General features: G+C 68.1%; 27 protein-coding genes. 14 read left to right on the top strand and 13 right to left on the bottom strand.

What is annotated here, in order from left to right; all coding sequences use genetic code 11:
- Positions 1–2 precede the first annotated feature (2 nt).
- Positions 3–203 (bottom strand): hypothetical protein, encoded by a 201-nt coding sequence (locus E8A74_RS11595; protein WP_136929014.1) that lies wholly within the window; start codon positions 201–203, stop codon positions 3–5.
- Between the two features lie 268 nt (positions 204–471).
- On the opposite strand from E8A74_RS11595, the gene E8A74_RS11590 reads away from it, so the two are divergent.
- The 4 genes from E8A74_RS11590 to E8A74_RS11575 are packed head-to-tail and all read left to right on the top strand — an operon-like array spanning position 472 to position 5,669.
- A complete protein-coding gene (locus E8A74_RS11590; protein ID WP_136929013.1) occupies positions 472–1,809 on the top strand; it encodes a hypothetical protein in 1,338 nt (445 codons plus the stop codon).
- Between the two features lie 40 nt (positions 1,810–1,849).
- Entirely contained in the window at positions 1,850–3,820 is a 1,971-nt protein-coding gene (gene acs, locus E8A74_RS11585; protein ID WP_136929012.1) for an acetate--CoA ligase, read from the top strand.
- On the top strand, positions 3,817–4,107 hold the full coding sequence (locus tag E8A74_RS11580; RefSeq protein ID WP_136929011.1) for a DUF485 domain-containing protein: 291 nt from the start codon (positions 3,817–3,819) through the stop codon (positions 4,105–4,107). The genes acs and E8A74_RS11580 overlap by 4 nt, the downstream gene beginning before the upstream one ends.
- Positions 4,104–5,669 carry a sodium:solute symporter family transporter gene (locus tag E8A74_RS11575; protein WP_136929010.1) on the top strand — a complete coding sequence of 522 codons (1,566 nt, stop codon included), beginning with the start codon at positions 4,104–4,106 and terminating at the stop codon, positions 5,667–5,669. Before E8A74_RS11580 ends, E8A74_RS11575 begins: the two co-directional genes overlap by 4 nt.
- Positions 5,670–5,672: 3 nt before the next feature.
- Here E8A74_RS11575 and E8A74_RS11570 read toward each other — a convergent pair whose 3' ends face one another.
- Entirely contained in the window at positions 5,673–6,269 is a 597-nt protein-coding gene (locus tag E8A74_RS11570; RefSeq protein ID WP_232379509.1) for a Uma2 family endonuclease, read from the bottom strand.
- Positions 6,270–6,337: 68 nt separating this feature from the next.
- Complete coding sequence (locus tag E8A74_RS11565; protein WP_136929050.1) at positions 6,338–7,468, bottom strand: Rieske 2Fe-2S domain-containing protein; 1,131 nt, start codon at positions 7,466–7,468, stop codon at positions 6,338–6,340.
- 133 nt (positions 7,469–7,601) lie between these two features.
- Here E8A74_RS11565 and E8A74_RS11560 point away from each other — a divergent pair, with 133 nt between their 5' ends.
- A complete protein-coding gene (locus E8A74_RS11560) occupies positions 7,602–8,657 on the top strand; it encodes an OmpA family protein (protein WP_136929009.1) in 1,056 nt (351 codons plus the stop codon).
- Positions 8,658–8,695: 38 nt separating this feature from the next.
- Complete coding sequence (locus E8A74_RS11555; protein WP_136929008.1) at positions 8,696–9,823, top strand: hypothetical protein; 1,128 nt, start codon at positions 8,696–8,698, stop codon at positions 9,821–9,823.
- Positions 9,824–9,827: 4 nt separating this feature from the next.
- On the opposite strand, the gene E8A74_RS11550 is transcribed toward E8A74_RS11555, so the two are convergent.
- From E8A74_RS11550 to E8A74_RS11530, 5 genes are all read right to left on the bottom strand, one after another.
- Positions 9,828–10,484: a hypothetical protein gene (locus E8A74_RS11550; protein ID WP_136929007.1), complete on the bottom strand. Its 657-nt coding sequence runs from the start codon at positions 10,482–10,484 to the stop codon at positions 9,828–9,830.
- Positions 10,485–10,500: 16 nt separating this feature from the next.
- Positions 10,501–12,135 carry a serine/threonine-protein kinase gene (locus tag E8A74_RS11545; protein ID WP_136929006.1) on the bottom strand — a complete coding sequence of 545 codons (1,635 nt, stop codon included), beginning with the start codon at positions 12,133–12,135 and terminating at the stop codon, positions 10,501–10,503.
- Entirely contained in the window at positions 12,132–13,061 is a 930-nt protein-coding gene (locus E8A74_RS11540) for a formylglycine-generating enzyme family protein (protein ID WP_136929005.1), read from the bottom strand. The genes E8A74_RS11545 and E8A74_RS11540 overlap by 4 nt, the downstream gene beginning before the upstream one ends.
- On the bottom strand, positions 13,058–13,849 hold the full coding sequence (locus E8A74_RS11535; protein WP_136929004.1) for a formylglycine-generating enzyme family protein: 792 nt from the start codon (positions 13,847–13,849) through the stop codon (positions 13,058–13,060). The genes E8A74_RS11540 and E8A74_RS11535 overlap by 4 nt, the downstream gene beginning before the upstream one ends.
- A gap of 77 nt (positions 13,850–13,926) precedes the next feature.
- Entirely contained in the window at positions 13,927–14,268 is a 342-nt protein-coding gene (locus E8A74_RS11530; protein WP_232379508.1) for a cytochrome P450, read from the bottom strand.
- Between the two features lie 74 nt (positions 14,269–14,342).
- On the opposite strand from E8A74_RS11530, the gene E8A74_RS11525 reads away from it, so the two are divergent.
- The 5 genes from E8A74_RS11525 (at position 14,343) to E8A74_RS11505 (ending at position 20,585) form a co-directional block, all read left to right on the top strand.
- The gene (locus tag E8A74_RS11525) at positions 14,343–14,807 is read left to right on the top strand and encodes a Tudor-knot domain-containing protein (protein WP_136929002.1); all 465 of its coding nucleotides are present in this window, start codon (positions 14,343–14,345) and stop codon (positions 14,805–14,807) included.
- 17 nt (positions 14,808–14,824) lie between these two features.
- Entirely contained in the window at positions 14,825–15,991 is a 1,167-nt protein-coding gene (locus tag E8A74_RS11520) for an acyltransferase family protein (RefSeq protein WP_136929001.1), read from the top strand.
- Between the two features lie 124 nt (positions 15,992–16,115).
- Positions 16,116–18,200 carry an elongation factor G gene (fusA, locus tag E8A74_RS11515; protein WP_136929000.1) on the top strand — a complete coding sequence of 695 codons (2,085 nt, stop codon included), beginning with the start codon at positions 16,116–16,118 and terminating at the stop codon, positions 18,198–18,200.
- A gap of 8 nt (positions 18,201–18,208) precedes the next feature.
- Positions 18,209–19,513: a hypothetical protein gene (locus E8A74_RS11510; protein ID WP_136928999.1), complete on the top strand. Its 1,305-nt coding sequence runs from the start codon at positions 18,209–18,211 to the stop codon at positions 19,511–19,513.
- A gap of 142 nt (positions 19,514–19,655) precedes the next feature.
- Entirely contained in the window at positions 19,656–20,585 is a 930-nt protein-coding gene (locus E8A74_RS11505; protein ID WP_170229051.1) for a cation diffusion facilitator family transporter, read from the top strand.
- Between the two features lie 13 nt (positions 20,586–20,598).
- Here the strand turns inward: E8A74_RS11505 and E8A74_RS11500 are convergent, their stop codons facing one another.
- Entirely contained in the window at positions 20,599–21,027 is a 429-nt protein-coding gene (locus E8A74_RS11500) for a DUF6918 family protein (RefSeq protein ID WP_136928997.1), read from the bottom strand.
- 247 nt (positions 21,028–21,274) lie between these two features.
- On the opposite strand from E8A74_RS11500, the gene E8A74_RS11495 reads away from it, so the two are divergent.
- The 3 genes from E8A74_RS11495 to E8A74_RS52140 all read left to right on the top strand — a co-directional run bounded on the left by E8A74_RS11495 (position 21,275) and on the right by E8A74_RS52140 (position 22,674).
- Positions 21,275–22,093, top strand: a complete 819-nt coding sequence (locus E8A74_RS11495) for a hypothetical protein (protein WP_136928996.1) — start codon at positions 21,275–21,277, stop codon at positions 22,091–22,093.
- A gap of 106 nt (positions 22,094–22,199) precedes the next feature.
- Positions 22,200–22,469 (top strand): hypothetical protein, encoded by a 270-nt coding sequence (locus tag E8A74_RS52145; RefSeq protein WP_136967022.1) that lies wholly within the window; start codon positions 22,200–22,202, stop codon positions 22,467–22,469.
- 7 nt (positions 22,470–22,476) lie between these two features.
- Entirely contained in the window at positions 22,477–22,674 is a 198-nt protein-coding gene (locus tag E8A74_RS52140) for a hypothetical protein (protein ID WP_170229050.1), read from the top strand.
- An 11-nt stretch (positions 22,675–22,685) separates the two neighbouring features.
- Here E8A74_RS52140 and E8A74_RS11485 read toward each other — a convergent pair whose 3' ends face one another.
- The 4 genes from E8A74_RS11485 to E8A74_RS11470 are packed head-to-tail and all read right to left on the bottom strand — an operon-like array spanning position 22,686 to position 25,944.
- The gene (locus E8A74_RS11485; RefSeq protein WP_136928994.1) at positions 22,686–23,711 is read right to left on the bottom strand and encodes a site-2 protease family protein; all 1,026 of its coding nucleotides are present in this window, start codon (positions 23,709–23,711) and stop codon (positions 22,686–22,688) included.
- Positions 23,712–23,743: 32 nt separating this feature from the next.
- Entirely contained in the window at positions 23,744–24,430 is a 687-nt protein-coding gene (mobA, locus tag E8A74_RS11480) for a molybdenum cofactor guanylyltransferase (protein WP_232379507.1), read from the bottom strand.
- A 15-nt stretch (positions 24,431–24,445) separates the two neighbouring features.
- The gene (locus E8A74_RS11475) at positions 24,446–25,699 is read right to left on the bottom strand and encodes a molybdopterin molybdotransferase MoeA (RefSeq protein WP_232379506.1); all 1,254 of its coding nucleotides are present in this window, start codon (positions 25,697–25,699) and stop codon (positions 24,446–24,448) included.
- 20 nt (positions 25,700–25,719) lie between these two features.
- A complete protein-coding gene (locus E8A74_RS11470) occupies positions 25,720–25,944 on the bottom strand; it encodes a hypothetical protein (RefSeq protein ID WP_136928993.1) in 225 nt (74 codons plus the stop codon).
- Positions 25,945–26,078 lie beyond the last annotated feature (134 nt).

Raw genomic sequence — 26,078 nt, 5'->3', positions numbered from 1 at the left:
GGTCAGGAGCCGCGACCGCGGCGCTCGCCCCGCGCCGCGAGCGCCGCGAGCGCGATGAGCAGGGCCCACACGAGGAAGGGCGCGAGCCACGTGCGCCCCGGGTGCGCCCACGCGAGGCGCAGCGGCGACAGGGCGACGAAGGCCCCACATCCGAGCAGGACGAGGGAGATCTCGGCGGCGGAGGCGCGCGGAGGGATGCCCACGCCGCGACGTTACCAGATCCCCGGGGCCCTTGGCGCGCGTGGAGTGTGCTGACGCACTGCGTTCGTTACGAAAGGAAACGCCGCTTCGTTACGAAACACCACGCGATGCGGTTTTGCCGAGGCGCGCGCCCGCGATTCGCGCCTGGTACGCGCATTGCAAACCGGTTTTCCCGGCGAACGGGGACGTGTCCGACGCGGCGTACTCGGTCCCCCCGTTCCCCATTTTTTCCCGCGCGCTGGAGGGCCGGCGCGGCGTTGGGGGTCGTCCATGAAGAGGTGTCTCACGGCGACGGTGGCGATGGTCGCGCTCGCGACGACGGCGAGCGTGGCGCGGGCCGAATACGATCCGTCGATCGACAAGGGCGTGAAGATCGAGCTTTCGAAGGACGGAAAGCAGTACTTCCGCATCCTCACGTGGCACCAGATCTGGATGCGCTACAACGAGCACAACCCCGGTTCGCTCGTCCGCGGCGCGCCCCAGGACGCGAGCGTCGACATCGGCATTCGCCGCTCGCGCCTGCTCCTGCACGGCCAGCTCTCCAAGGACCTGACGATCCTGGCGCATTTCGGCATCAACAACCAGAGCACCGTCGGGGGCGGGTTCGGCGCGGGCGACACGCCGAAGAAGCCGCAGCTCTTTTTGCACGACCTGTGGGGCGAGTACCGGATCGCCGGGGACGCGCTCGCGCTCGGCGTTGGCCTCCATTACTGGAACGGCGTCTCCCGCCTCGCGAGCGCGAGCACGATCAACTCGATGACGATCGATTCGCCGATCCACAACTGGCCGACGATCGACAAGTCCGACCAGTTCGCGCGTCAGCTCGGCGTGTACGTGAAGGGCATCCTCTGGAATCGCCTCGAATACCGGGCCGCCGTGAACCACCCCTTCGCCGTCGCGGGGGAGCCCAAGGAGGGGACGGCCGACTACGACCCGACCTCGAACATGCCGGCCGTGCAGGGGTATTTCAAGTACGACTTCCTCGAACCCGAATCGAATTCGCTGCCTTATTACGTCGGCACGTACCTCGGCAAGAAGAAGGTCCTGAACCTCGGCGCTGGGGTTTACTGGCACCCTGATTCGATGGCGTACCTCGACGGCGGCGACAAGCGGAAGGTCGACACGCGGATGTTCGGCGTGGACACGTTCCTCGACCTGCCCACGGGCTGGAAAGGCACGGCCGTCACGGCGTACGCGGGCCTCGTCCTCTCCGATTTCGGGCCGAACTACGTGCGGAACATCGGCATCTTGACCCCCTCGACGGCCCTCGCCGAGGGCGCGCCCGGATCGTTCAATGGTCCGGGCAACGCGGTGCCGACCGTCGGCACGGGCATGCAGATCTACGGGCACGCGGGGTTCTTGTTCCCCGACATGGGCCGCGCGGGGCAACTCCAGCCTTATGTCGCGGTGCGCCGCGGGCAATTCGAGGGCCTCGACGACGCCGTGCTCGTGCCCGACGTCGGGCTCAACTGGTTCATCGTGGGGCACCACGGCAAGCTCACGCTGAATTACCGCAGTCGCCCGGTGTTCTCGGCGCGGCCCGAGGGCAAACCGATCGAAACGGATCGCAAGAACGAAGTCACGATGCAGGCGCAGGTGTTCTTTTGACGAAGGCGCGCGCCGCTGCCGGAGCCATGGGAGGAAGCACATGAAATTCGCAGACGAACCGCTCGCCTACCACCCGAAGGTCCGCTCGATGGAGGACTACGAGACCCTCTATCGGCAGAGCCTGGAAGAGCCCGAGGTCTTCTGGTCGGAGCGCGCCCGCGCCCTCTCCTGGTTTTACCCGCCGCACAGCACCATGGACGTCGACCCCGAGAGCACGGACGTCGCCTGGTATTCGGGCGGGCGCCTCAACGCCTGCTTCAATGCGGTCGATCGGCACGCGGCCCACCGGCCGAACAAGATCGCGCTCGTGTGGGCGAAAAACGAGCCCGGCGCGTACGAGCGGATCTCCTTCCGCAAGCTCAAGCACGAGGTCTGCCGCCTCGCGAACGTCCTCAAATCGTTCGGCGTGCGCAAGGGCGACCGCGTGTGTCTCTACATGCCGATGATCCCCGAGCTGGTCTACGCGATGCTCGCCTGCGCGCGGATCGGCGCCGTGCATTCCGTCGTCTTCGCTGGTTTCTCGGCGGAGAGCCTGCGCGAGCGGATCCTCGACGCCGGCTGCGAGGTCGTCCTCACGGCGAACGAGGCGCTCCGCGGCGCGAAGCGCATTCCGCTGAAGCACATCGTCGACGACGCGGTCGAGGGGCTCTCGCTCGTCCATACGGTCCTCGTCGCGCGCCGCACGGACGTGCAGGTGCCCATGCACGCGGGCCGCGACCATTTCCTCGACGAGGTCATGGACAAGCACCGCTCGACGTGCCCCGTCGAATGGATGGCCGCCGAGGATCCGCTCTTCATCCTCTACACGTCAGGCTCCACCGGCAAACCCAAGGGCGTCCTGCACACGACCGGCGGCTACCTCGTCTATGCGGCCCTGACGCACGCCGTCGTCTTCGACCTGCGGCCGGACGATGTCCATTTCTGCACGGCCGATCTCGGCTGGATCACGGGCCATAGTTACGTGGTGTACGGCCCGCTCGTGAATGGCACGACGACGGTGCTCCTGGAGACGCTGCCCAATTATCCCGATGCGAGCCGCATCTGGGAGATTGTCGACGATGTGAAGGCCACGCAGCTCTACACGGCGCCGACCGCGCTGCGCTCGCTCATGGCCGCGGGGGATGCGTATCTCGAGACGTCGAGCCGCGACACGCTGCGTGTTCTCGCCTCGGCCGGCGAGCCCATCAACCCGGAGGCCTGGCGCTGGTATCACGATCAGGTCGGCAAGGGCCGCGCCGCCGTCGTCGATACGTTCTGGCAAACCGAGACGGGCGGCGTCCTCGTCACGCCGCTGCCCTTCGTGACGCCCGCGAAGCCGGGGTCCGCCACGAAACCCTTCTTCGGCGTGGAGCTCGCCGTCCTCGACGATCAGGGCCACATCCTCGATAAAGATGGCGTCAGCGGCAACCTCTGCGTCAAGCGCTCCTGGCCCGGCCAGGCCCGCACGCTCTACGGCGACCACCGCCGCTTCCGCGAGACCTATTATGCGCGTTTCCCGGGCCTGTATTTCACGGGCGACGGGTGTCTGCGCGACGAGGACGGCGACATCTGGGTCACGGGGCGCGTCGACGACGTGCTCAATGTCTCCGGCCATCGGCTCGGCACCGCCGAGGTCGAGAGCGCGCTGTCCGAGCATGACGCCATCGCCGAGGCGGCCGTCGTGGGCATTCCGCACGCCATCAAGGGCACGGGCATCTTTGCGTATGTCGTCCTGCGGCCCGGCGTCTCGTACCGCAGTGAGATCGAGCTCCAGGGCGCGCTGAAAGAGCAGGTCCGCCACGCGATCGGCCCGATTGCCACGCCGGACGGATTCCGTATCGTCTCGGCCCTGCCGAAGACACGCTCGGGCAAGATCATGCGTCGTATCTTGCGCAAGATCGCCTGCGGCGAGACTGAGAACCTCGGGGACACGACCACGCTCGCCGATCCGACCCTCATGGACGAGCTGCTCGAAAAACCCGTCGAGGGCGCGGCGAAATCGCGTACGCTGGGCGCCGAGGTGAGGGCATGAACGAGAAGGATCTCCGCCGGGTCGCCGCGGCGCGCGACCGCATTGCGCGCGTCCTGACCGCGGCCACGATGTTCGCCTATTTCGGCTTCATCCTGCTCGTGGCCTGGGGCAAACCCCTGCTTGGCCATCTCCTCACGAGCGGCTTGAGCCTCGGCATGTTGCTCGGCTCCCTCGTGATCGTCCTGTCCTGGGTGTTCACGGGCATCTACGTCTCCTGGGCGAACCGGCATTACGACGTCCATGTCGAGCGCCTCGCCGGCAAGTCGAAGCGCGGGGGTGGCACATGAACGGCGTACAGACCTCGCTCGGCGCGACGAGCGGCACGGCGATTGCGTTTTTCCTGGTCTTCATCTCGGCGACGCTCGCCATCACGGGCTGGGCCGCGCGCAAGACGAAGACCACGAGCGAGTTCTTCGCGGCCGGCGGCAACGTGAGCGGCTTGCAGAATGGATTCGCGCTCGCCGGCGATTACATGAGCGCGGCGAGCTTCCTCGGCATCGCGGGCCTCGTGGCGACGAGCGGCTTCGACGGCCTCATCTATTCGGTCGGCTGGCTCGTCGGCTGGCCCGTGGTGACGTTCCTCATCGCCGAGCCGCTGCGCAACCTCGGCAAGTACACGTTCGCCGACGTCGTGGCCTATCGCCTCAAGAAAAAGCCCGTCCGCATCGCCGCTGCGATCGGCGGGCTGACGGTGATCTGCTTTTACCTCATCGCGCAGATGGTCGGCGCGGGCAACCTCATCAAGATGATGTTCGGCCTGCAATACGAGACCGCGCTGCTCATCGTGGGCACGGTCATGCTGCTTTACGTGCTCTTCGGCGGCATGATCGCGACGACGTGGGTGCAGATCGTCAAGGCGGTGCTCCTGCTCGGCGGGGCGACGCTCCTCGCGCTCCTCTCGCTCGTTCCTTTCGGGATGAACCCGCTCGCGCTCTTCGCGAAGGCGGCCGAGACCTATGGCCCGGAGGTCCTCGCGCCGGGCAAGCTCGTGTCGAGCCCGCTCGAAGCCGTCTCGCTCGGCCTCGCGCTCATGTTTGGCACGGCCGGCCTGCCGCACATCCTGATGCGCTTTTACACGGTGCCCGACGCGAAGGCCGCGCGCTCGTCCGTGTTTTATGCGACGGGCTTCATCGGCTTCTTTTACCTGGTCACGTTCATCCTCGGCTTCGGCGCGAGCGTGCATGTCGGTCGTGCGGCCATCACCTCGGTCGACAAGGGCGGCAACATGGCCGCGCTCCTGCTCGCCGAGGCCGTGGGCGGCCGTCCGTTCCTCGGGTTCATCTCGGCCGTGGCATTCGCGACCATTCTCGCGGTCGTCGCTGGCTTGACGCTCTCGGGCGCGGCGGCGCTGGCGCACGACCTATGGGTCGGCGTGATCCGGCACGGGCAAGCGGACGAAAAGGAGCAGCTCAAGGTGGCGCGTGTCGCGACGATCGTGCTCGCGCTAATGGCGATGGGCCTCGGCCTGCTCTTCAAAGGGCAGAACGTCGCATTCATGGTCGGCCTCGCGTTCGCCGTCGCGGCGAGCTCGAACTTCCCGGTCTTGCTCCTGTCGATCACGTGGAGGAAGTTCACGACGCGGGGCGCCGTGAGCGCGATCGTGGCGGGTGTCGTGAGCGCGCTCGTGCTCATCTGGATGTCGCCGACGATTCAGGTGGACCTGCTCAAAAACCCCACGGCGATGCTGTCCCTGAAAAACCCCGGCATCATCACGGTGCCGCTCTCGTTCGTCGTGGGAATCGTGGTGAGCCTGCTCTTCCCGGAGCCCGAGGCCGAGGCGAAATATGCCGAGGTCGAGCGCCGCATGCACCTCGGCGCGGAGGATGCGGAGCCCGCTCCGGCGGAGTGAGCCTTACGCGCTCTCTTCCAGGGGATTGCGGTAGACTTCGTCCAGGTCGAGCTTGCAGCCGATCGATGCAAGCTCGGCCACCCCTCGCTCCATCGTGTCGTGGTAGTGCCACGAGCCGTCTTCCTGGCGACGGAACACTTCGATGCGTCGACGTTCGGACGACACGAGGACGTACTCCTTCAGCGAGGGGATCTGTTTGTAGTCGTGGAACTTGTCCCCGCGGTCGTATGCCTCGGTGCTTGGGGAGAGGACTTCCACGAGCACGGTGGGGTTCGTCAGGGTGTCCTGATGCTCCGGATCCCGTTCGAGTTTGTCATACACGATGCTGACGTCCGGATAGGTCGCGAGGCCCGTGGCGAGCACCCGAAAACGGACCTGGGAACCGAAGGTGATGCAACGCTGACCTTCGAGCTGATTCCCGAGTGAAACGCTGACATATACAGCGATGAGGGCATGCTTCAGCGTCTTTTCTGGCATCGCGACGATCTCGCCGTTCCGGTACTCGTGCTTCGTTTCGATGTTCTCCTCGAACGCGATGTACTCGGCGAACGTGACGAGCTTGCGAGCGGCCTCTCCCATGTGCGGTGCCTCCTTGCTCATCGCCCTACCACGCTCCTTCCGACGGGGAAAGATTTGGTTTTACCTTCTGGAACCCGGTTTCACCCGGACTACACCAGAAGTTTCACCGTTTCTTCATGAACATTTTCGCCCGTCGATACATCCCCCCGCTCGGCCTTCCGCATGAGCCGCCAGATGTGCCGCCCGAGCACGTCGATCTCCGTCGACGCGTATTGCTCGCCCCCGAAACGCTGGATGTTCTCCGTCTGCAACTTCAACAGCGCCGCGTCCTGCGCGAACACCTTGAGGCCGAGCGGCAGCAAGAACGGCTTGAGCAGCCAGCCCGGAAACAGCCGCACCCTGAAGCTCACCACCGCGTAGATGTGCGTCAGGAAGTCCGTCACCGGCGTCATCGCGGCCGACACCAGGAAATGGTTTTCCGTGCCAATCTTGTACTCGACCTCCGCGATCGAGGGCAGGATGAACCGATCGAAATGCGTCACCTCCCCACCCGACGGCGAGAGGATCCGCGCCACGAGGCCCGTCGGGCGCGGCTCGCCCACGTACTCGGCCACCACGCGGTCGTGCGTACGCGTCACGCGCGCCTCGATCTCGATGCCCCGCGGTTTCGATCGGAACAGGCCACTGTGCAGGTACTGCGTGTGCGGCACGTCGAGCGCGTTCTCCAGCGCCGCGTGCATCGTGCTCTCGGATTCCACCCGCCGCCGCACCGTCGTGTAGCCCGCGCCGAGCTGCGGGAAACGATACGGCTCGGTCTTCGGCGCCTCGTTCGGCGTGGAGTAGACCCACACGAACCCATCCTGCTCGCGCGCCGCGTAGCTCGGCGCGTTGCGCGCCTTCGCCCCGGCGTCGCCGACGAGCGACGGGACGAACTTGCACGTGCCCCCGCGGTCGAAGCGCCAGCCGTGGTACGAGCACTGGAGCTGCCCCTCGACCACCTCGCCGATCGAGAGCGGCACGTTCCGGTGCGGGCAGCGGTCGAGCAGCGCGCCCGGCTTGCCCTCGCCGTCGCGGAAGAGCACGAGCGGCACGCCGAGCAAGGTCCGCGCGATCGGCCGATCCCCGAGCTCGTTCGACGCCGCCACGACGAACCAGTGGCCGTGAAGGCGCGCCACCGAGGCCCGCACCTTCGCGCGCGGCGGCGCGAGCAACGCCTCGGCTGGCAGGAGGGGCGCGCTCTCGGAAGGCTCGGTAGCGACGTCGCGATCGTCGGGTCCCATCACGCTCGAAGCCTCCCCACTTTCGGTCCCGATGGCAAGCGCCGGTTGCGCTCCCCTCATGCTGCACCGGCCCGGCCCGGCTCTTCTCTTCCCAACGGCGCCCAGGACGGCTAGGCTCCGCGGCCGTCGCGTCATGCTTTCCCGAAAGACCTTCGCTCGTAGCCCCCTCCTCGCCCTCGTCCTCTCGCTCCTGCCCGCCGCGTGCGGCGGCGGTTATGCGCCGCGCCCGATGTACGGGCAGGCCGATCGAGGCGCCGACACCGATCAAGACGGCGCCGCCGACATCGACGACGCTTGCCCCGCGGACGCCGAGGATGGCCTGCCGCCGAAGGCGAACGACGGCTGTCCCGCGACCGATCCCGACAACGACGGCGTCCTGCTCGCCGATGACAAATGCCCCTACGCGAAGGAGGACGGCCTGCCGCCGAAGGCCGACGACGGCTGCCCCTCCGACGACGAGGACCAGGACGGCGTCGCCAATGCGAAGGACAAGTGCCCGGTCCAGCCCGAGGACAACCTGCCGCCGAACGTGGGCGACGGCTGCCCCTCGCCCGACCACGATCAGGACGGGGTCGCCGACGTCAACGACAAATGCCCGAACCAGCCCGAGACGATCAATGGCTACCGCGACGACGACGGTTGCCCCGATCAGGCCGCGGGCGAGGTCGCGTACGACGAGGCTTCGCACGAGATCGTCATCCCCGAGACGAAAAAGGTCGATTTCGAGCTCGATTCGGCCGAGCTCACCCCGGCCGCGAAGGCGACCGTCGCCGAGATCGCCAAGGTGCTGAAGCAAGTGCCGCAGATCCAGCGCATGGAGATCGAGGGGCACGCGTCGAGCAAGGGCGATAAGTTTTACAACCTGAACCTCACCGAGCGCCGCGCCCAGGCCATCGCGAATGCCCTCGTGGCCGGCGGCGTCGAGAAGAGCCGGCTCGTCCCGGTCGGGTATGGCGAGTATTGCCCGGCCGTCGATCGAGGCGACGAGGTCGACGACCCCGTCAACCGGCGTGTGCTCCTCAAAGCCGTGCAGGTGAACGGCGTTTGGCAAGACGTACCCCGCGGCTGCTGGCGCGCGAAGGCGGCCGGGATCGATCCCACGAAGCGCAAGCCCGGCGTGTGGCAACCCCCATCGAGCCAGCCTTCTTCGCCGCAGACGCCCTACGTCCCGCCCGCCGGCGGCGCGTGAACGAGCATCATTTTCCTGGTCCATCGAGGAGCTTCGTCATGTCTTTCCTGCGTCGTTTCGCCTCCCTTCCATTCGTCGCCGCCCTGCCGCTGCTCGTCGGCTGTGGCCCCAACCAAGCGCAGATCGAACCGAAGAACGTGGTGAATGTCACGGTCCGGCCGGCGTCGGGGCAATTGCTGTTTTGCCCGGGGGATCCCTTCCAGGTCGAGGTCGTCGCGAAGCTGAAGGACGGCACGTCCTGCAGCAACGTCGACGCGAACAAGGGGTGCATGAATGAAAAGGATACGGTCATCTCGTCGGAGATGGTGCGCATCCAGGGCAGCTCGGGCTCCATCGGCGGGGGGAATTTCATCTGGGTTCCGGAGAAGGACGTCCTCAAGACGGCCGACACGGGCATGGGCCTGCGCGGCTGGCTGGAGTCGGCGACGAGCGGCAAATCGATGGAGGGCGAGGCCCAGCTCAAGCCGGTCTACGATTGCCAGGGGGAGCAAAAGATCCGCGGCGGGAAGGGGCGCGAGGGCGAGCCGGGCGCGCCGGGGCCGGACATCACGGTCTCGATCACCACGCTCTCGACGCCCTTTTATCCCGACGCGGCGCTCATTCGGCTCGATTGGCCGGGCAGCCGCGCGTACCTGATCAGCCCCTCGGCGGACAAACCCGTGCGGATCACGAGCATCGGCGGGGAAGGCGGCCAGGGCCGAGAGGGCGCGCCCGGCATTCCGGGCAAGGACGGCAAGGACGCGAAGGAGGACTGCCTCGACGGCACGGACGGCACGAATGGCACGGACGGCGGGCCCGGCGGTCGAGGCGGCGACGGCGGTGCCGGTGGTTTGATCAAGGTCATCCTCGACGACGCGAACCCGGACAAACTCAAGGGGCGGCTCTTGCTCCAGAGCGTCGGCGGGCCGAGCGGCGATCGGGGGCCGGGCGGCAAGGGTGGTTTTGGCGGCAAGGGCGGCCAACGCGGCATGCTCAAGGCGGGAGAGGCCTCCTGCAATCCGAAGGACGGCAAGAATGGGCAGCTCGGGCGAAGGGGCCCGAGCGGCGATACCGGTCGTCCGGGGCCATCGGGACCTGCGCCCGTCTTCGAGATGGGGCAACGCGCGGTGATGTTTGCGAACGAGATCTCGATCATTCAGCGGATCGAGGCGGGGAAGGGGAAATGACCCTTCAGAAGACGAGCTTGGTTTCGCCGCTGGCGAAAGGCTCGCGCTGAAAGCGGCCGGAGAGAGTCCGGCCGCTTTCGTCTTCCGGCAGCTCGATTCGAAGGACGGCCGGCGTGCCCGGCACGATCCGCACGAGGTCCGCGCCCGTGGTCAGCACGGTCTTCAGGCGCGTCTGTCCGTGGATCCAGAAGCTCATATCCTGCTCGGGGTCGCAGGGCTCGCCCCAAACGATTGGCGCGGGCCCTCGGTTGTCGAGCGTGAGCTCGACCGTCGTTCCGGAGACGGCCCGCAACGTCGCCACGTAGGAGTGCCGATCGTCGAGGACGCGGTATTCGACGACGTTGCTCTCCGCGCCGCCCCAGCGGCATGATACGCGGTACAGGCCGACGTCGTGCATGCTCCCGCTCACGGAGGAGGAAATGCTCATTTCGTGGACGCCGCCGGGGGGAATCTCGATTTCATCCGGGGGAAAGGGCCAGGGCGCGCGGGGGAGATAAGGGAGCCACTGCCCTCGTTCGTCCGTCGTGAGCAGGCTCATCCCGTCCGGTTTCTCGCCCCGGACCGGCGCGGGGCCGTGGTTCTCGATCCGCAATCGGAATTGGACCGAGGAGGGCTGGAGCGCATACGGCGTATGCGCGTGGAGCGAGAGCGCGAGGGGCACGGTTCGAGCCTCCGGATCAGGGCCGGCCGAGCACGCTTTCGATTGGCGTGAGCGGCGCGGCCGCGAGGTTCTTGCAGCCGGTGACCCGTTTGCCGGCGAGCGTGTAGCTCGTCGGCGGCGGCTGCGTTTGCACCATGGAGACGCGCAGCTTCCCGCCGTCGAGCCGCGCTTCGAGTGGTTTGCCCGCCATCTCGGTGTACGGGACGATGCAGGTCGAGCGGGCGAGCGCGACGTCGTAGTCATGCCCCGCGGGCGGGTTCGGCCGCAGGCGATCCTCGACGCCGAAGACGTCGGTTTTTCCGGGCAAGGCGCGGAGCACGAAGCGGGCCTCGCCCTCTTCGTATCCTTGGAGCGCAAAGGGTTTGGCGTCGTGGATCCGCATTTCGAGCCGGTCGCCGACGAGGACCGCGTCGTACTCGCGGCCGCTGTCGCTCCGCCAGCGCCCGGCGAGGGCGGCGAGAGGGTGTTTCGTGTCCACGCTCGGCGCCGCGCTCGCGGGCGCGGGGGCGCTCGCTGTAGGCTCCACCGGAGGCGGGCCCTTGGCCTCCGTGCGTTTTTCGTCCTTGGGCGCGCCGAACAAGCCGAGCGAATACGAGATGCCGAGCCCGGCGAGGGCCGCGACGCCCACGGTGAACGCCACGGCGAGGCCGCGCTTGGGCGAAGGCTCGTTCCCGGGCGCCGTGATCACCGCGGCCTGCGCCGTCTGCGGGATGCCCGGCGGCACCATGACGTTCGCGTGCAGCGGCGCCGCCGGCGCCGTCAGGTGGAGCGGGGCGGCGGGCGCAGTAGAGCCGTACAACCCCTGGCCCTGCGCGTCGAGCGCCGCGAGGATCTCCTCGCACGAGCTGAACCGATCCTCGCGGCGCTTCTGGGCGCAGCGCTCGGCGACGGCTTCGAGCCACGCGGGTACGTCGGGCCTGCGCGCGCGGATCTTCGGCAGCGGCTCCTTCACGTGCGACGTCATGATCATGTAATGGCTGTCGCCGTCGAATGGCACCTGCCCGACGAGCAGCTCGTAGAGCACGATGCCGAGCGCGTAGACATCGACCCGTTTGTCGAGGTCCTTCTTGCCGGTGCATTGCTCGGGCGACATGTAGAGCACCGAGCCGATGACGCCCTCGGTGTTCCCCTTGCCCTTTTGCGCGTCGCTCTCCTCTTTGGCGATGCCGAAATCCGTGACCTTGACGATGCCGTCCTTCGCGCGGATGAGCACGTTCGCGGGCTTCAGATCACGGTGAATGATGCCCTCGGCGTGCGCCGCGGCGACGCCTTGCACGATGGGGCGGAAGAGCGCGAGCGCTTCGGCGACGGAGAGCGGCGTGCCGGATTTCGCGTGGCGCGCGATGCGATCTTCGAGCGTCCCGCCCTCGATGAACTGCATGACGAGGCAGAGGCCGTCCTCGTCCGAGACGACGGCATTGAGGCGGACGACGTTCGGGTGGTCGATCCGGGCGAGCGCGCGGCCCTCGGCGAGGATGCGGTCGCGGAAATCCTTGCGATGCGCGTATTCGGCGCGGATGGCCTTCACGACGACGGGCACGTCGGTGTGCACGTCGCGCGCGAGCCAGACGACGCCCATGCCGCCTTCCCCGAGGGGTTTTTCGAGGGCGTACTTTCTGTCGACGATGGAGCCGGGAGCGAGTTCTTTCATGAGAGATCCACGCAACAACGGAAGCCGGTGTTCGCGTTGGACGATCCGCGTGCGAGCGTCGTGCTTGCCGAGGAGCAATCCATGTCGTGGTCCGAGGCCGTGTAGCTGCCTCCGCGGCGCCGGCAGGGGTTTCCCGCAGGCATGTCGCCGGGCGTCTCGTAGCAGGAATCCTCCCACTCCCACACGTTCCCGCTCATGTCGAAGATCCCAGGGAACCCGCCCTCGCACGTCGGCAGGTTCTTGACCGGGACGACGTTGCCATGCTCGGCACTTTGGCCATTGCAGGCCGTCGCATTGTACGCGTCACCGTAGGGGTGGGCCTTCGCGCCCCCGCCCGCACAGGCGTTGTGCCATTGGCTCTTCGCAGGATTGCCGGCAGATTCGTTGAACAGCAGGGCCCCCCCGCCGATCTGGCCGCAAAGACGCTTGCCGTGCGCAGCACAGAACGCGAGCGCGTCACACCAGTCCACGTCCGCGACCGGCAGGCTGTCCTTCGACGGTACCTTCGAGGGGGCAAACGTCGTGTTCCCCTCGCATTGCGCCGGCTGCACCACCGTCGGCTTCGTCTCCACCCATTCGAGGTACTGGAGGTTCGTGACCTCGGTGCTGTCGATGCAATAAAACGGTCCCCCGTTCGGAGCCTGCACCATCACCATGGTCGGCGTGTTGGGGATGTCGGGGCACGCCAGCGGACCCCCGCCCGAGCCGCTGCTGCCGCCTGTGCCACCGCTGCCGCCGCTACCACCTGCGCCGTCGCCCCCGATTCCGCCGCCGCCCCCGATTCCGCCAGCGCCTCCGCTACCGCCGCTGCCTGCACCACCCGTCGTCTGCAGCTCCGGCGCGCACGCCACGAGGAGGATCAGCATTCCCGCGGGCAGTGTCCACGCGCTCCGTGACTTCATCGTCCGCCCCATTTCTTCCTTCATGGCACATCCACACAGCAGCGGAATCCCGTGGTCGCGTTTGCTGTGCCGCGCGCCCCGCCCCCGGTCGTCGGGCAATCGAGATCCGTCGCGATGCTGGCATACCCGCCGCCGCGCCGGCGACACGTATCGTTTTCCCCCGTCGCCCCGTCGCAGGCATCCTCCCACTCCGAGAGGTTGCCGCTCATGTCGAAGACGCCCGGCAAACCGCCCACACAGCCGGCCAGGCTGGCGACCTTCACCGAAGCGCCGTTCATCTTGTCCTGGCCATTGCACGCGACCGCGTCATACACGCCGCCGTACGGGTAGACGAGCGTGCCGGCGCCGCTACAAGCGTTGTGCCACTGGCTCGTCGCGGCATTGTTGATGTCGGCATACGGGACCGGCCCGCCGCCGATCTTCCCGCAAAGACGCTTTCCGTGCCATTTGCAGAAGGCGGCGGCGTCACACCAGTCGACGTGCGCGACGGGGTGATCGTCGTTGGGCGGTGGGATGGCAGGCACGAAGCTCATGTTGAAGGCGCATTCGGGGCCTTGGTCCGGGTCCATCCCGGCGGCCGAAGGGATCCAGGCCGCATATTGGCTGTTCGTGACCTCGGTGCTGTCGATGCAATACTTTCCCGACGCGGACGCCACAGGCACCATCGTCGGCGTGTTCGGCACCTCGGGGCACACGATCTCGCCGCCCGCGCCGCCGCCCCCACCCGCGCTCCCACTCCCGCTCGCGCCCGTGCCCCCGCTGCCGTCGCCCCCCTCGCCTCCGGTCGTGGTGAGGTTCGGCGCACACGCCATGGCGAGGGCGCAAAGGCCGGGTCCGAGCGTCCCCGCGCCCCACGCCCTCGCTGCTTCAGAAAAACGTCCGCCGGACCTCACGACGCGGCCGAGGGTAGCGCAGAACGAAGCCCGATCCCACCCGACCTTGTCACAGCGCGCGTCGCGTTCAGAGCGGCTCGAACCGGATGCGGCAGCTCATCGCGCCCCGGATCGTGGGGGACGATCGCCGTGGGGTCGCGGCGCAGGCGGGCGAGCAGATCGGGGTGCGCGGCGAGGAGCCGCAGCGAATTCGTGAGCAGGTGCGTCGTCGTCTCGAAGCCGGCGACGAGCAGGAGAAACATGAAGCTCACGAGCTCCGCGTCGTCGAGGCGGCGCCCGTCCACCTGGGCGTCGAGCAGATCACTCGCGAGGTCGCCGCGGGAGACGTGCCGCTCCACACGCTTGCAAGCCCTGGCCCTCGGCGGTATCTCCCTCCGCCGGAGACGTCTCTCCGACGCTCGAACTCCGCGTCATGGCCTTCGTTCGGTCCTCGGTCCTCTCCCTTTCGCTCCTCGCCGCCCTCTCGTCGGGCTGCAAGAAGCGCTTCGACGTGGGGGACAACGTCCTCGTCGAGTGGGAGAAGAACGTCTACCCGGCGGTCATCCTCGAGACCCAGGGGCCGACGAAGTTCAAGGTCCACTACCAGGGCTACGATCCGATCTGGGACGAGGTCGTGCCGCGCGACCGCGTGAAGAGTCACATCGAGGGGACGGTCGTCCACCCCGAGCCGCCGCAGAAGGTGCGCGCGAAGGCGCTCGCGGCCGCGCAGACGAACATCTACAAGATCGGCGATCGGGTGCGCGTCGAGTGGCACAGCACCATGTACCCCGCCGTGATCGTGGGCATCGTGGGGCAGGAGCGGTACCGCATCCACTTCGAGGGATACGGCGACGAGTGGGACGACACCGTGGGCCTCGCCCGCATCCAGCCGCGCTGACGCGCGCGTCGGTCCGTATGCCCCTCGCCCTCGAAAGGCCGGCGCCGAGCGCGGGGCCGTCCTTGCCGCAGCTCGATGCCCTGCGCGGCGTGGCGATCCTCGCGGTCTTCGTCCAGCACCTCGGCGATCGATTCCTCCCGCTCGTGCGCGCGTCGGTCGAGGCTCGCGCGCCGGCGCCGCTCGTGCCGTGGATCCTGACGGTGCTCCATCACGCGTGGTGGGGCGTCGATCTCTTCTTCGTGCTCTCGGGCTTCTCGCTCGGGCTCTCGTGGATCCGTTCGGGCGGACAAACCCCGCGCGACTTCTTGCTCCGGCGCGCCGCGCGCATCCTGCCCGCCTACTGGGTCGCGCTCGTCGTGACGATCGCCTTTCACCGCGGCGTCCTCGGCGCGCCCTCGTTCGCCGCGTCGCTCGCTGCGCATCTGTTGGTGCTCCAAGGATACGTCTCGCCGGGCGGGATCGTGATCATCGGGGCGACGTGGTCGCTCACCACGGAGGCCTGCTTCTACCTGGTCTTTCCGTGGCTCGCGCCCCTCGTCTGCAAGGAGGGCCGGCGGGCGATCTGGATCGGCGCAGGGCTCGTGATCGGGAGCTGGCTCGTGCGCATGTTGCTTCACGCGATCGTGCTCGAACCGGGGATCCACACGGGCCTGCTCGAAGCGACGCAGCGGCGGTGGATCCCGAGCCGGCTCGATCAGTTCGTGCTCGGCGCGCTCGCGGCGCGGGCGTATGTCGCGCACGCACGAAGCGAGCGCGCGGCCGCAATCGCGCCCTACGCGCTCGTGGTGTGCGTGCCTGCGCTCGTGATCGCGTTTCGGCTGGAGGGGCTGCATTACCTCGAGCCCGGCGGCGGCGCGCCGTATGCGCTGCTCTCGCTGGTCACGGCGGCGCTCGTCCTCTCGGCCGTCCTCTGTCGCGGCCGCGCGCTCGGGATCGTGGCGCCGCGCCCGCTCGCCTTCGTCGGAATCGTGAGTTACGGCGTGTTTCTCTTTCACCAGCTCGCGCTCGGGCTCGCGGACCTCGAACCCGCGTCCCCGCCAACCTGGAAGAACCTCACGCGGACCGCGTCGTTCGCGCTGGTCGCCTCGCTCGTCGTGGGCTACGTCTCCTGGGTGCTCGTCGAGCGCCCTGCGATGCGGTGGGCGAGCCAGAAAAGAAGGGAATCGCGTCCTTCACCGGCGTGACGAGACGGTGTCAGCCGGCACGCCAGTCCACTTTCCCCTGGCGTGACCGCCGGCTAACGATTATAGCGCGCCGCGTTTTTTGCCGAGAGCCGCCCTCCCCCAGGGGGTGGCAGGAGTCCTCTTCGTGATCAGCGATCTGTCCAGGCTCAGGAACATAGGAATCAGCGCCCACATCGACTCGGGGAAGACCACGCTGACCGAGCGCATCCTCTTCTACACGAAGAGGATCCACGCCATTCACGACGTGAAGGGCAAGGACGGCGTCGGCGCGAAGATGGACTCGATGGATCTCGAGCGCGAGCGCGGGATCACCATCCAGTCCGCAGCGACGTTCTGCAACTGGGGCAACACCCAGATCAACATCATCGACACGCCCGGCCACGTCGACTTCACGATCGAGGTCGAGCGCAGCTTGCGCGTGCTCGACGGCGCGATCCTCGTGCTCTGCTCGGTCGCGGGCGTGCAGTCGCAGTCGCTCACGGTCGATCGCCAGATGCGCCGCTACGGCGTTCCGCGCATCGCGTTCGTCAACAAGTGTGACCGTGCCGGCGCGAACCCGCTCCGCGCGCGTGACCAGCTCCGCGAGAAGCTCAACCTGAACCCGGTGCTCTTGCAGCTCCCGATCGGCCTCGAAGACAAGTTCGAGGGCGTCGTCGACCTGATCAAGATGAAGGCGTTCCGGTTCGAGGGCGCGAACGGCGAGAAGATCCTCGAGTCCGACGTCCCGGCCGGCATGCAGGCCGAGGCGCAGAAGTGCCGCGAGGAGATGCTCGACGCGCTGAGCATGTTCTCCGACGAGCTCACCGAGGCGATGCTCGAGGAGAAGGTCACCGAGGACCTGATCAACAAGGCGGTCCGCTCGGCCACGATCAACCTCCAGATCGTGCCCGTGATGATGGGCTCGGCCTACAAGAACAAGGCCGTGCAGCTCCTACTCAACGCCGTGACGACCTTCCTGCCCTGCCCGACGGACGTGACGAACCACGCCGTCGACCTGGAGAAGGACGAGGCGAAGATCGCGCTCGAGAGCGACTCCGAGAAGCCGCTCGTCATGCTCGCGTTCAAGCTCGAGGACGGCCGCTTCGGCCAGCTCTCGTACCTGCGCGTCTACCAGGGCACGATCTCGAAGGGCAAGGAGATCACGAACACCCGCACGGGCAAGCGCCACAAGGTTGGCCGCCTCGTTCGCATGCACTCCGACGAGATGGAGGACATCGAGAGCGCGGGCGCCGGCGACATCGTCGCGATGTTCGGCGTCGACTGCAACTCGGGTGACACGTTCACCGATGGCACGCTCAGCGTGGCCATGACGAGCATGCACGTGCCCGAGCCGGTCATCTCATTGACCGTGACGCCGAAGGACAACAAGGCGCAGGTCAACATGTCGAAGGCGCTGAAGCGCTTCACGAAGGAGGACCCGACCTTCCGCGTGGGCAGCGATCCCGAGACGAACGAGACGATCGTCCAGGGCATGGGCGAGCTTCACCTCGACGTGTACATCGAGCGCATGAAGCGCGAGTACGGGGCCGAGGTCGTGACGAGCCCGCCGCGCGTCGCGTACCGCGAGACGATCACGCGCCGCGTGGAGTTCAACTACACGCACAAGAAGCAGACCGGCGGCTCGGGCCAGTACGGCAAGGTCGCGGGCTTCATGGAGCCCTTCGAGGAAGGGTTCGAGTTCGTCGACGACATCACGGGCGGCTCCATCCCGAAGGAGTTCATCTCTTCGTGCGACAAGGGCTTCCGCTCGATGCTCGCGAAGGGCCTCGTCATCCACGCGCCCGTCACGGGCGTCCGTGTCACGATCAACGACGGCGCCGCGCACGCCGTCGACTCGTCGGACATCGCGTTCCAGGAGGCCTCGCGCGGCGCATGGCGTGAGGCTTATCCCAAGGCGGGTCCGCAGATCCTCGAGCCGCTCATGAAGGTCGCGGCCGAGAGCCCGGCGGAGTTCCAGGGCGGCGTGGTCGGCATCCTGATGCAGCGCCGCGGCATCATCATCGGCACGACGGAGTCCGAAGGGTTCTGCCGCGTCGAGGCAGAGGTCCCCCTCGCCGAGATGTTCGGGTTCTCGACCGTTCTTCGCTCCGCGACGCAGGGCAAAGCTGAGTTTACCATGGAGTTCTCCCGGTACGCCCCGGTCCCCGGAGCGATCTCCGAGGAGCTCATCAAGAAGCACAAAGAAGAGCTGGCGAAGAAGGGGAAGTGAGGGCACCGATGTACCGCAAAGAGGTCAACGAGCGGAGCCCCATGCGGGTCTTCGAGAAGTCGATGCACGGCGGCCTGGGCCGCGGCAACGTGGGCGTCGTGCTGTCGCGCGCGGGCGTCGGCAAGACGGCGCTCCTCGTGCAGATCGCGCTGGACGATCTGCTGCGTGATCGGCGCGTGCTGCACATCTCGACGGAGCACGCCGTCGATCACGTGCGCGCTTACTACGACGAGCTCTTCCACGACATCGCGTCGTACACGAAGCTCGCCGAGCCCGAGTCCGTGCGCCTGGACCTGGAGCGTCACCGGCTGATCTTCTCGCTCCTCGGTCACGCGAACACGACCGAAGGCGCGTCGTCGTCGATGAAGAAGCTCGTCGAGACCGTGGCGTTTGCCCGCGAGATCGCGCACTTCTCGCCGGACGTGATCATCATCGACGGCTTCGACTGCGCGCACGCGACCGAGGCCATGATCGAGACGCTGAGCACGCTCGCGCGGGACCACTCGGCCGAGCTCTGGCTCTCGACGACGACGAAGGCCGGCGAGGCGAAGCCGGGCTCGGCGCCCGCGCCGGTCGATAAGTTCTTCGACAAGTTCGGCGTCGTGGTCTTCCTCGACCCCGAGAAGGACGTCGTGCGCCTGCGCCTGCTCAAGGATCACGACAGCAAGGAGATCGCCGATCTCTCGCTCCGCCTCGAGCCGCACACGATGCGGATCATCGACGCGGACATCCCGCCGGCCTCCGAGCGCCCGCGCGACGCCAAGCGCTACCGCCTGTACTCGGGCGGCGCGAAGGGCGCGGAGGCGGCGTTCGGCGCGTGTGCGGAGCGCTGGGGCCTCACGGAGACGAACTTCAGCTTCGAGGGCCACACGCTGCGCGAGCGTACGCGCGGCGTGCAGGTGCTGAGCGAGGCGGACCTGCGTCGCGGCGACTTCAGCCTGGTCTACGTGTCGAAGCGCCTCGGCCGCGTGCTCAGCGAGATCCCGCTGGTGCGCAACGTGCTGCAGACGATCTGGTACCAGATCAACGCGGCGCGCGAGGTCTTCGTCGTCGGCCAGATCCAGGACGACGGCACGGTCCGCGGCGGCACGGGCTGGGGCGCGGAGCTCGCGCGGCTCTGGAAGAAGCCGCTCTACGTCTTCGACCAGCAGAAGCGGACCTGGTTCCGCTGGAGCGGGACGGCGTGGGAGATGGCGACCCTGCCGATGATCAAGAGCGAGGCCTTCGCCGGCATCGGCACGCAGAACCTGACCGAGGACGGAAAGCAGGCGATCGAGGAGCTCTTCCAGCGGTCGTTCGGCGATCCTTCCTGAGCGAAGGCTCTCCGTAAGCGAACCCGCGGTCAGCGCATGGGGGCTACGCTCGGCAAGCCGAGCTGCGCCCCCAAACCCCCAGCATGCTTTGGCCTGCTGGGGGTTTTCTTTTTCGGGGCCCGCTCGTGATACAAGGGCTGCCGTGTCGTCGTCGGAAGACCATTCGACCTCCCATATCGTCCAGTCGCTGCTCACCAACCTCGCCATCGCGGCGGGCAAGGGGGTGGTCGCGTTCCTGACGGGCTCGGGCGCGCTGCTCGCCGAGACGCTGCACTCGGCGGCGGATTGCGGCAACCAGCTCCTGCTCCTGCTCGGCGTGAACCGGGCGCGGAAGAAGCCGGACGCGTCGCACCCGCTCGGCTACGGGCGCTCGCTCTACTTCTGGTCGTTCCTGGTCGCGCTGCTGCTCTTCTCGGGTGGCGGCGTCTTCTCGATCTACGAGGGGATCCACAAGCTCGGCCACCCCGAGCCCGTGGAGAAGGTGCACCTCGGCCTCGGGATCCTCGGGTTTTCCCTGCTGCTCGAGGGCAACGCGACGATCTCGAACATCCGCGAGATGAACAAGCGCCGCGGGCAGAAGCCGTTCTTCCAGTACCTCAAGGACACGAAGGACTCGGACCTCGTCGTCGTCTTCGGCGAGAACGCGGCGGCCTCGCTCGGCCTCGTCCTCGCGTCGATCGCGCTGGCGGCGGCGTACGTGACCGGGGATCCGAAGTGGGACGCGGTCGGCAGCGTCGCGATCGGGGTCGTGCTCGTGGCCGTGGCCGTCTTCCTCGCGGTGGAGATCATGTCGCTCCTGATCGGCGAGTCGGCCGATCCGGAGGTCGAGGTGGCGGTGCGGCAGGCGGTCGCGGCGCACCCGAAGATCGATCGGGTGCTGCACGTGATCACGATGCAGCAAGGTCCGGGCGAGGTGCTCGTGGCCGTGAAGGTGAGCTTTTACGAGGGCGTGACCACGAACGAGGTCTGCACGGCGATCAACGAGTTCGAGGCGTCACTGCGCCACCGGAGGTCCGACGTGCGCTGGTGCTTCGTCGAGCCGGACATCCCGCGGACGGCGCAGGTCGCCTGAGCGTCGCTCCGCGTCAGGCGTACTTTTCGATGACCTTCGAGAGGCGCGGGATGGCCTCCTCGACGTGCTTCTTGGCCGTGCCGCGCAGCGATTCGTAGGTCGAACGGACGAGCGCGTTTTTCGCGTTTTTCGATTTTGCGTCGGTCACGGAGAGCAGGGCGTCCGCGACGCGCCCGCGGTTGTCCTGGAAGAATTTGACGGGATTGCCCGCGGAGACGCCCTCGGCCCAGAGCGGGTCCACCTTCGTGGCCATCTCGGGCAGGAGCGATTCGAGGACGTGCGGAATGAAGCCGGGCTTGATGCCCTTGATCGCCTTGTAACCCGCCTTGAGCGGCAGCGCGGCGAGCCCCTTCGACGCGACCTCTTCGTCGATCAACGTGGCGCAGTCGGAGATGATCCGGCCCTTCTTGTCCTTGTCCGCGAGCGCATCGGAAAGTCCCATTCTTTTTCCTCCAAGCGCGGCCTTCCTAGCACACGAGCCGCGCCACGCGCGAGTTTCACGCCCCCGCTCGAAGCGCCGCGTCCGCCCCGAGCGAGCCGCTTTTCGACGCAACCCGCGCCCCCCGAGCCGCGTCGAATGGACATGCACGCTCGCTTTGGCTTGGTAGTATGAGGCACTAGCTGAGCATACTGCTTGGATTCGGGGGGATCCAATGAGCTCGATTTGCGGCGTCTGTGGGGGGACCCGAGTGCGCGAACGCCCGGGGACGGAGGCGACGATCTGTCCTCGGTGCGTATCGGAGGTCTTTGCTTCACGTTTCCGGGGACAAACGAACCTCGCGGACGAAGATCCGACGTGCCGATGGGCGCCCGGGAGCGGGCGCGAGGGGCCACGTAGCAAGGAGGATCGGCTGGAGGAGCTGCACGAGCTCGCGGATCGTTCGCGTGCGTCGATGCTGCCGCCTCCGTCCGGCATGGGCCTCGGGGAGGTGTCGATGAGCGTCCGCGCGGCGATCCGCGGCGTCGACCTCTTCCCGGCGTCTGCAGCGGCGGCGACGCCGGCGCAGGCCGCGAGCGACGCCGCGCGCGAGCGTGAGCCGACCTCGTCGCGGCCGCGGCCGATTACGTTCGACCGCGTGCTCTTGGCCGTGGCCGTCGGAGGATCGCTGGTGATGGGCTACAAGGTCGGCTCGGAGCGGGCGGCGCGGGCCGGACGTTCGTCGCTGGCGGCGCCGGAGCTCGCGGGCAGGGTCATGCCGGGCGCGACGGAGCGGGCCCACCGCATCGCCACGAGCTTCCGGCTGGAGACGGCGCCGCCGCGCGCCGAGGAGCCGGTGAAGGCGCTCCCCGAGGCAAAGCCTGCCCTTGCGGCGATGCCCGCGCCGAGCTGGCAAAGCCACGTGCCCCGGGCGAACCGGAATGCGGTGCCCGTCGCGAAGGCGCCCGCGCCTGCGCCCACGGCGGAGCCGGTGGAGGCCGAAGAGGAGCCGGAGCCGACGCCTTCAGTGCCCCCGCCGACGATGTCGCTCGTGGAGGCCATGGCGGCGGCCGTCAAAGCGAAGCCTTGAATTTCGCGCGCCCTTTTTGTGACGCGGCCGCGAGCGAAAAGGGCGCGAGCAGCATCTCTTGATACGTACTTAGAGCTGTCGACGTCTTACCTTCGAGAGAAACAACATGCGCTTTCTTTCGCCTCGCATTCGCCGCCGTCCGTCCATTGCACGTCACGATCGGAGGCCCATCCCCGTCGATCCCTGGTCTTTCACGACGAACGAATACATGGAGAGCGTGACCCTCGTCGAATTCGTCCTGGCCGAGTTCGAGGACGAGGAAGAGCGCCGCGGCGCCGATTCCGCCGCGGGCGTGGGCGCGATGGGGGCGCGTGTGGCCCGGGCGCGGCGAATCGGGCGGCCGCGCGCCGGGCTTCGGCGGCGCGCCGCGGGCTGATGATTCCATGGAGGAGAACGAGAGAGCGCCGCTCGGGGCACGCGAAACGGGCCCCGGCGGCCTCGACCTCGATCACGAGATCCTCGATCTCCACCGGTGCTCCCGTCGCGATTCGTGGCGCTTCGCGCCCATGAGCCGAGGGCCCGAGGGCAGCGCCCGGGCCACGGATCGGCTCCTCGATACGTTGTTCGAGACGCTCGTGTAGCGAGCGCTCGCTCAATACTTCGACCAGGGCGTCGGCATGAAGAGCAGGACGAAGACGACGAGCGAGAGGACCGCGATGCCGCGGCGCACGGGCGAGAGCTCGCCCGGCTCGGTCGGCGGATGATCCTTGCCGCCGAGGCGGCCGAGCAGGTGGACCAGGACGAACCACACGAGCCACGAGATCGAATTGCCGACGGCGTCGCCGACGCCCTCGCCGGCCCGGAGCGCCGGGGGCAGGAAGCGGGCGAGGTTCAAGAGGAACATGCCGAGCATCGTCACGTGGACGATCCGGGCATATCGATTCTGCTTCTCGCCGAAGAGGGCATACGCGATGTGCCCGCCGTCGAGCTGGCCGACGGGGACGAGGTTCAGCATCGTGACGAAGAGCCCGACCCAGCCCGCGAACGCGGGACCATTGAGGAAGACGTCGTGCCCCGCGGGGATCGTGCCGATGGCGAGGCGCTTCAGGGCGAAATAGAGCAGGCATTGCCCTTCCTGGATGCCCTCCTCGGGGATGGGCAGGACGGGCGAGGTGCGCAGGCCGTAGAGGATCACCGGAATGGCGACGAGGAGGCCGGCGAGCGGGCCGGCCGCGCCGATGTCGAGCAAGGCATTGCGGCTCTTGATGCGTCCGCTCATGCCGATGACCGCGCCCATGGTGCCGAACGGGCTCAGGAGGGGCAGGGGAATGAAAAAAGGGAGCGAGGCCGGGACCTTGTGGAGGCGCGCCGCGAAGTAATGGCCGAGCTCGTGCGTCAGCAAGATGGCCATGAGCGGAACGGTATACGTCCACGCGCGGAGCACGCCGCGGAGCTGCTCGGCGAACGGCGCGCCTTCGGGGACGAGGCCGTTCGAGAGGGCAAAGGTGACGAGCGTCGAGGCGATGGTGAGGACGAGGAGGAGCAGGTTTTTCTGCCACCGGAGCGGGCCCGCGGCGGGCGCGGCGGCGTCGGCATGGGGATCGGGCAGAGGCGCCTCGGCGGCCTGCACATCGGCCGCGGGGGAATCGTCGGTCGTCTCGGCTTGGTCCCTTTGCATCGGGCCTAGCGTGGCCGGTGGGCGGCCTTCGCTCAAGCCGGATCGCGCGGCATCGGCAGGCCCGCGACGTCGAGCGCCGCGCGAAAGTCCTCGGGCGTGTTGAGGTTTCGCAAGGCGAGGATCTCGTCGCCGGACAGGGAAACGAGAGGCGCCTCGCGGAGCTGATTTTCAGGGACGACGAGGGTGCGGACGCGCTCGAATAGGAAAAACGGGCGGAGGCGGTCCTCGGCGAGGAGGGCGTCGATCTCGGACAGGACCGAGACGCCGTACACCGCCGCGAGCGGGTGGTCATGCCCGCCGGCGCGGGGGACGACGACGTCGCGCATGGAGCCGCGGAGATCCGAGAGAAAACGCACGAGCGAAGGATCCACGAAAGGCGCGTCGGTGGCGGAGACGAACGCAGCTTCGGCCTTGCCGGCGAGCGCCGCGAGGCCCACCGCGATGCCCTGGAGAGGCCCGCGACCTTCGACGGGGTCGTCGGCGATGGTGACGTCGGCCGGCAGAGGCGGGAGCACTTGCCCGGGGGCGCGGACGACGACGAGGGGCGCGGCGACCGTGGCGAGGCGACGCACGACGCGCTGGAGGAGGACCTCGTCGCCGAAGGGGAGCCAGGCCTTGGGGCGGCCCATGCGGCTGCTGCGGCCGCCCGCGAGGACGACGGCGCCGAGGCCGGGGACGAGGTCCCGGTCCACGACGTTGAGGAGCTGCGCTTGCTTCACGACGCTTCCCCGAGGTCAATCATAGAGGAGAACCTCGACCTCCTCGCCCTCTCCATGGCCCTCGCTGCCGGCGGGGACGAGCACGACGCCGTCCGCGCGGGTCGTGGAGGAGAGGATCGACGCGCCGCTCGTCATGATCGGCGTGACCCGCGCGCCGTCGTACTTCACGCGGACGTAGTCCACGCGGCCGAGCTCAGAGACGATCTTCGCGTCGAGCCGGCCCTTTCCGCGCGGATGGGGCCACGCGCGCGGGAGGCCGCCGAGCGCGCGGATCGTTGGACCTGCAAAAAACTCGTACGCGCACAAGCAAGAGACCGGGTTGCCCGGCAGGAGGAAGACGGGGCGCGGGCGGCCGTCTCCGGGGACGAAGCCGAAGCCAGCCGGGCTCGACGGGCGCATCGCCACGCCGTGCACCGTGACCTCGCCGATCTCCGCGAGCGCGAGCGGCGCGTGATCCTCGGGGCCCACGGACGAGCCGCCCGAGACGAGCACGACGTCCTCGTCGCCGCCGCCGATCGCCTCGCGCACGAGCTCGTACCGATCGGCCGCGCGCACGGTGGGCGAGAGCGCGCCGCCGTCCCGCGCGACGAGCGCCGCGAGCACCACGCTGTTCGAGTCGACGATGCACGAGCCCTCGGGCATGCTGCCCGGCGCGAGCAACTCGTCGCCCGTGATCACGACCCGTACGCGGGGCCTGCGCACGACGGACACGAGCCCCGCGCCGACGCTCGCCAAGAGCCCCACGTCCTGCGGCCGGAGCTTGCGGCCTCGCCTCGCCACGAGCGTCCCGGCGGGCACGTCCTCGCCGATCGCGCTGACGTGTTTCCCCGGCGAGACCGGCTCCGCGACAGAGACGATCGTCTGATCGCCGCGCGTGATCTCCTCGGCGCGCTCGGCCATGAGGACCGCGTCCGCGCCCTCGGGCACCGGCGCGCCCGTCGTGATGCGCACGGCCTCGCCGCGCCGCAGCACGCCCGCGAACGGCCTGCCCGGCCTCGCCTCGCCGATCAGCACGAGCGAGACAGGCGCGTACGTGCTCGCCCCGAACGTCGACGCTCCGACGACGGCCCATCCATCCATCGCGGCGCGTCGGAAGTGCGGCACGCTCGCGGCGGCGGCCACGTCCTCGGCGAGCACACGCCCGCTCGCCTGCGTGACGTGCACGCGCTCGGCTTCGAGCTCGACCGTGCGCGACACGAGCGCGGCCAGCGCCTCCTCGACGCTCGTGCGCTTCCGGAAGCCACGCATGCGCACGTCTCGCACGCCCACGTGCCCCCCCTGCTCCGTGATCAGCGGCAGAGCCTGCCGATGTCCGTGATTCGTTCCTTGAGCTCCTGCGGCGGCAGGAACACGCCCAGCGCGGCCTGGAGCGTGGGGAGCGCGCGCTCGAGATCGTCGCGCTTCATCTTCGCCGCATCGACGCCGATCCGCGCGAAGGCCCGCTGGATCGTGCCCTTCGCGAACACCGGCGAAAGGCCGCTACGCTGGACTACTTGATCGAACAGGGAGTCCACGCGCGCGCCATCCTTCGTTGAGCGAGTTCATGCATCCCGAGCCTGCAGATCATAGCGGATCTCGGTGCTCGTGTGGCGCTTGGGCGGTCGCTGCCCATGCCGCGACGACGCTGTACCCCCTCGCGAGTCTGGCG

It is taken from the genome of Polyangium fumosum, from assembly GCF_005144585.1.
In the GTDB taxonomy this organism is placed as follows: Bacteria; Myxococcota_A; Polyangia; order Polyangiales; family Polyangiaceae; genus Polyangium; species Polyangium fumosum.
Note: the sequence above shows the minus strand (reverse complement) of the source record. Positions and strands in the feature narration are given on the sequence as shown.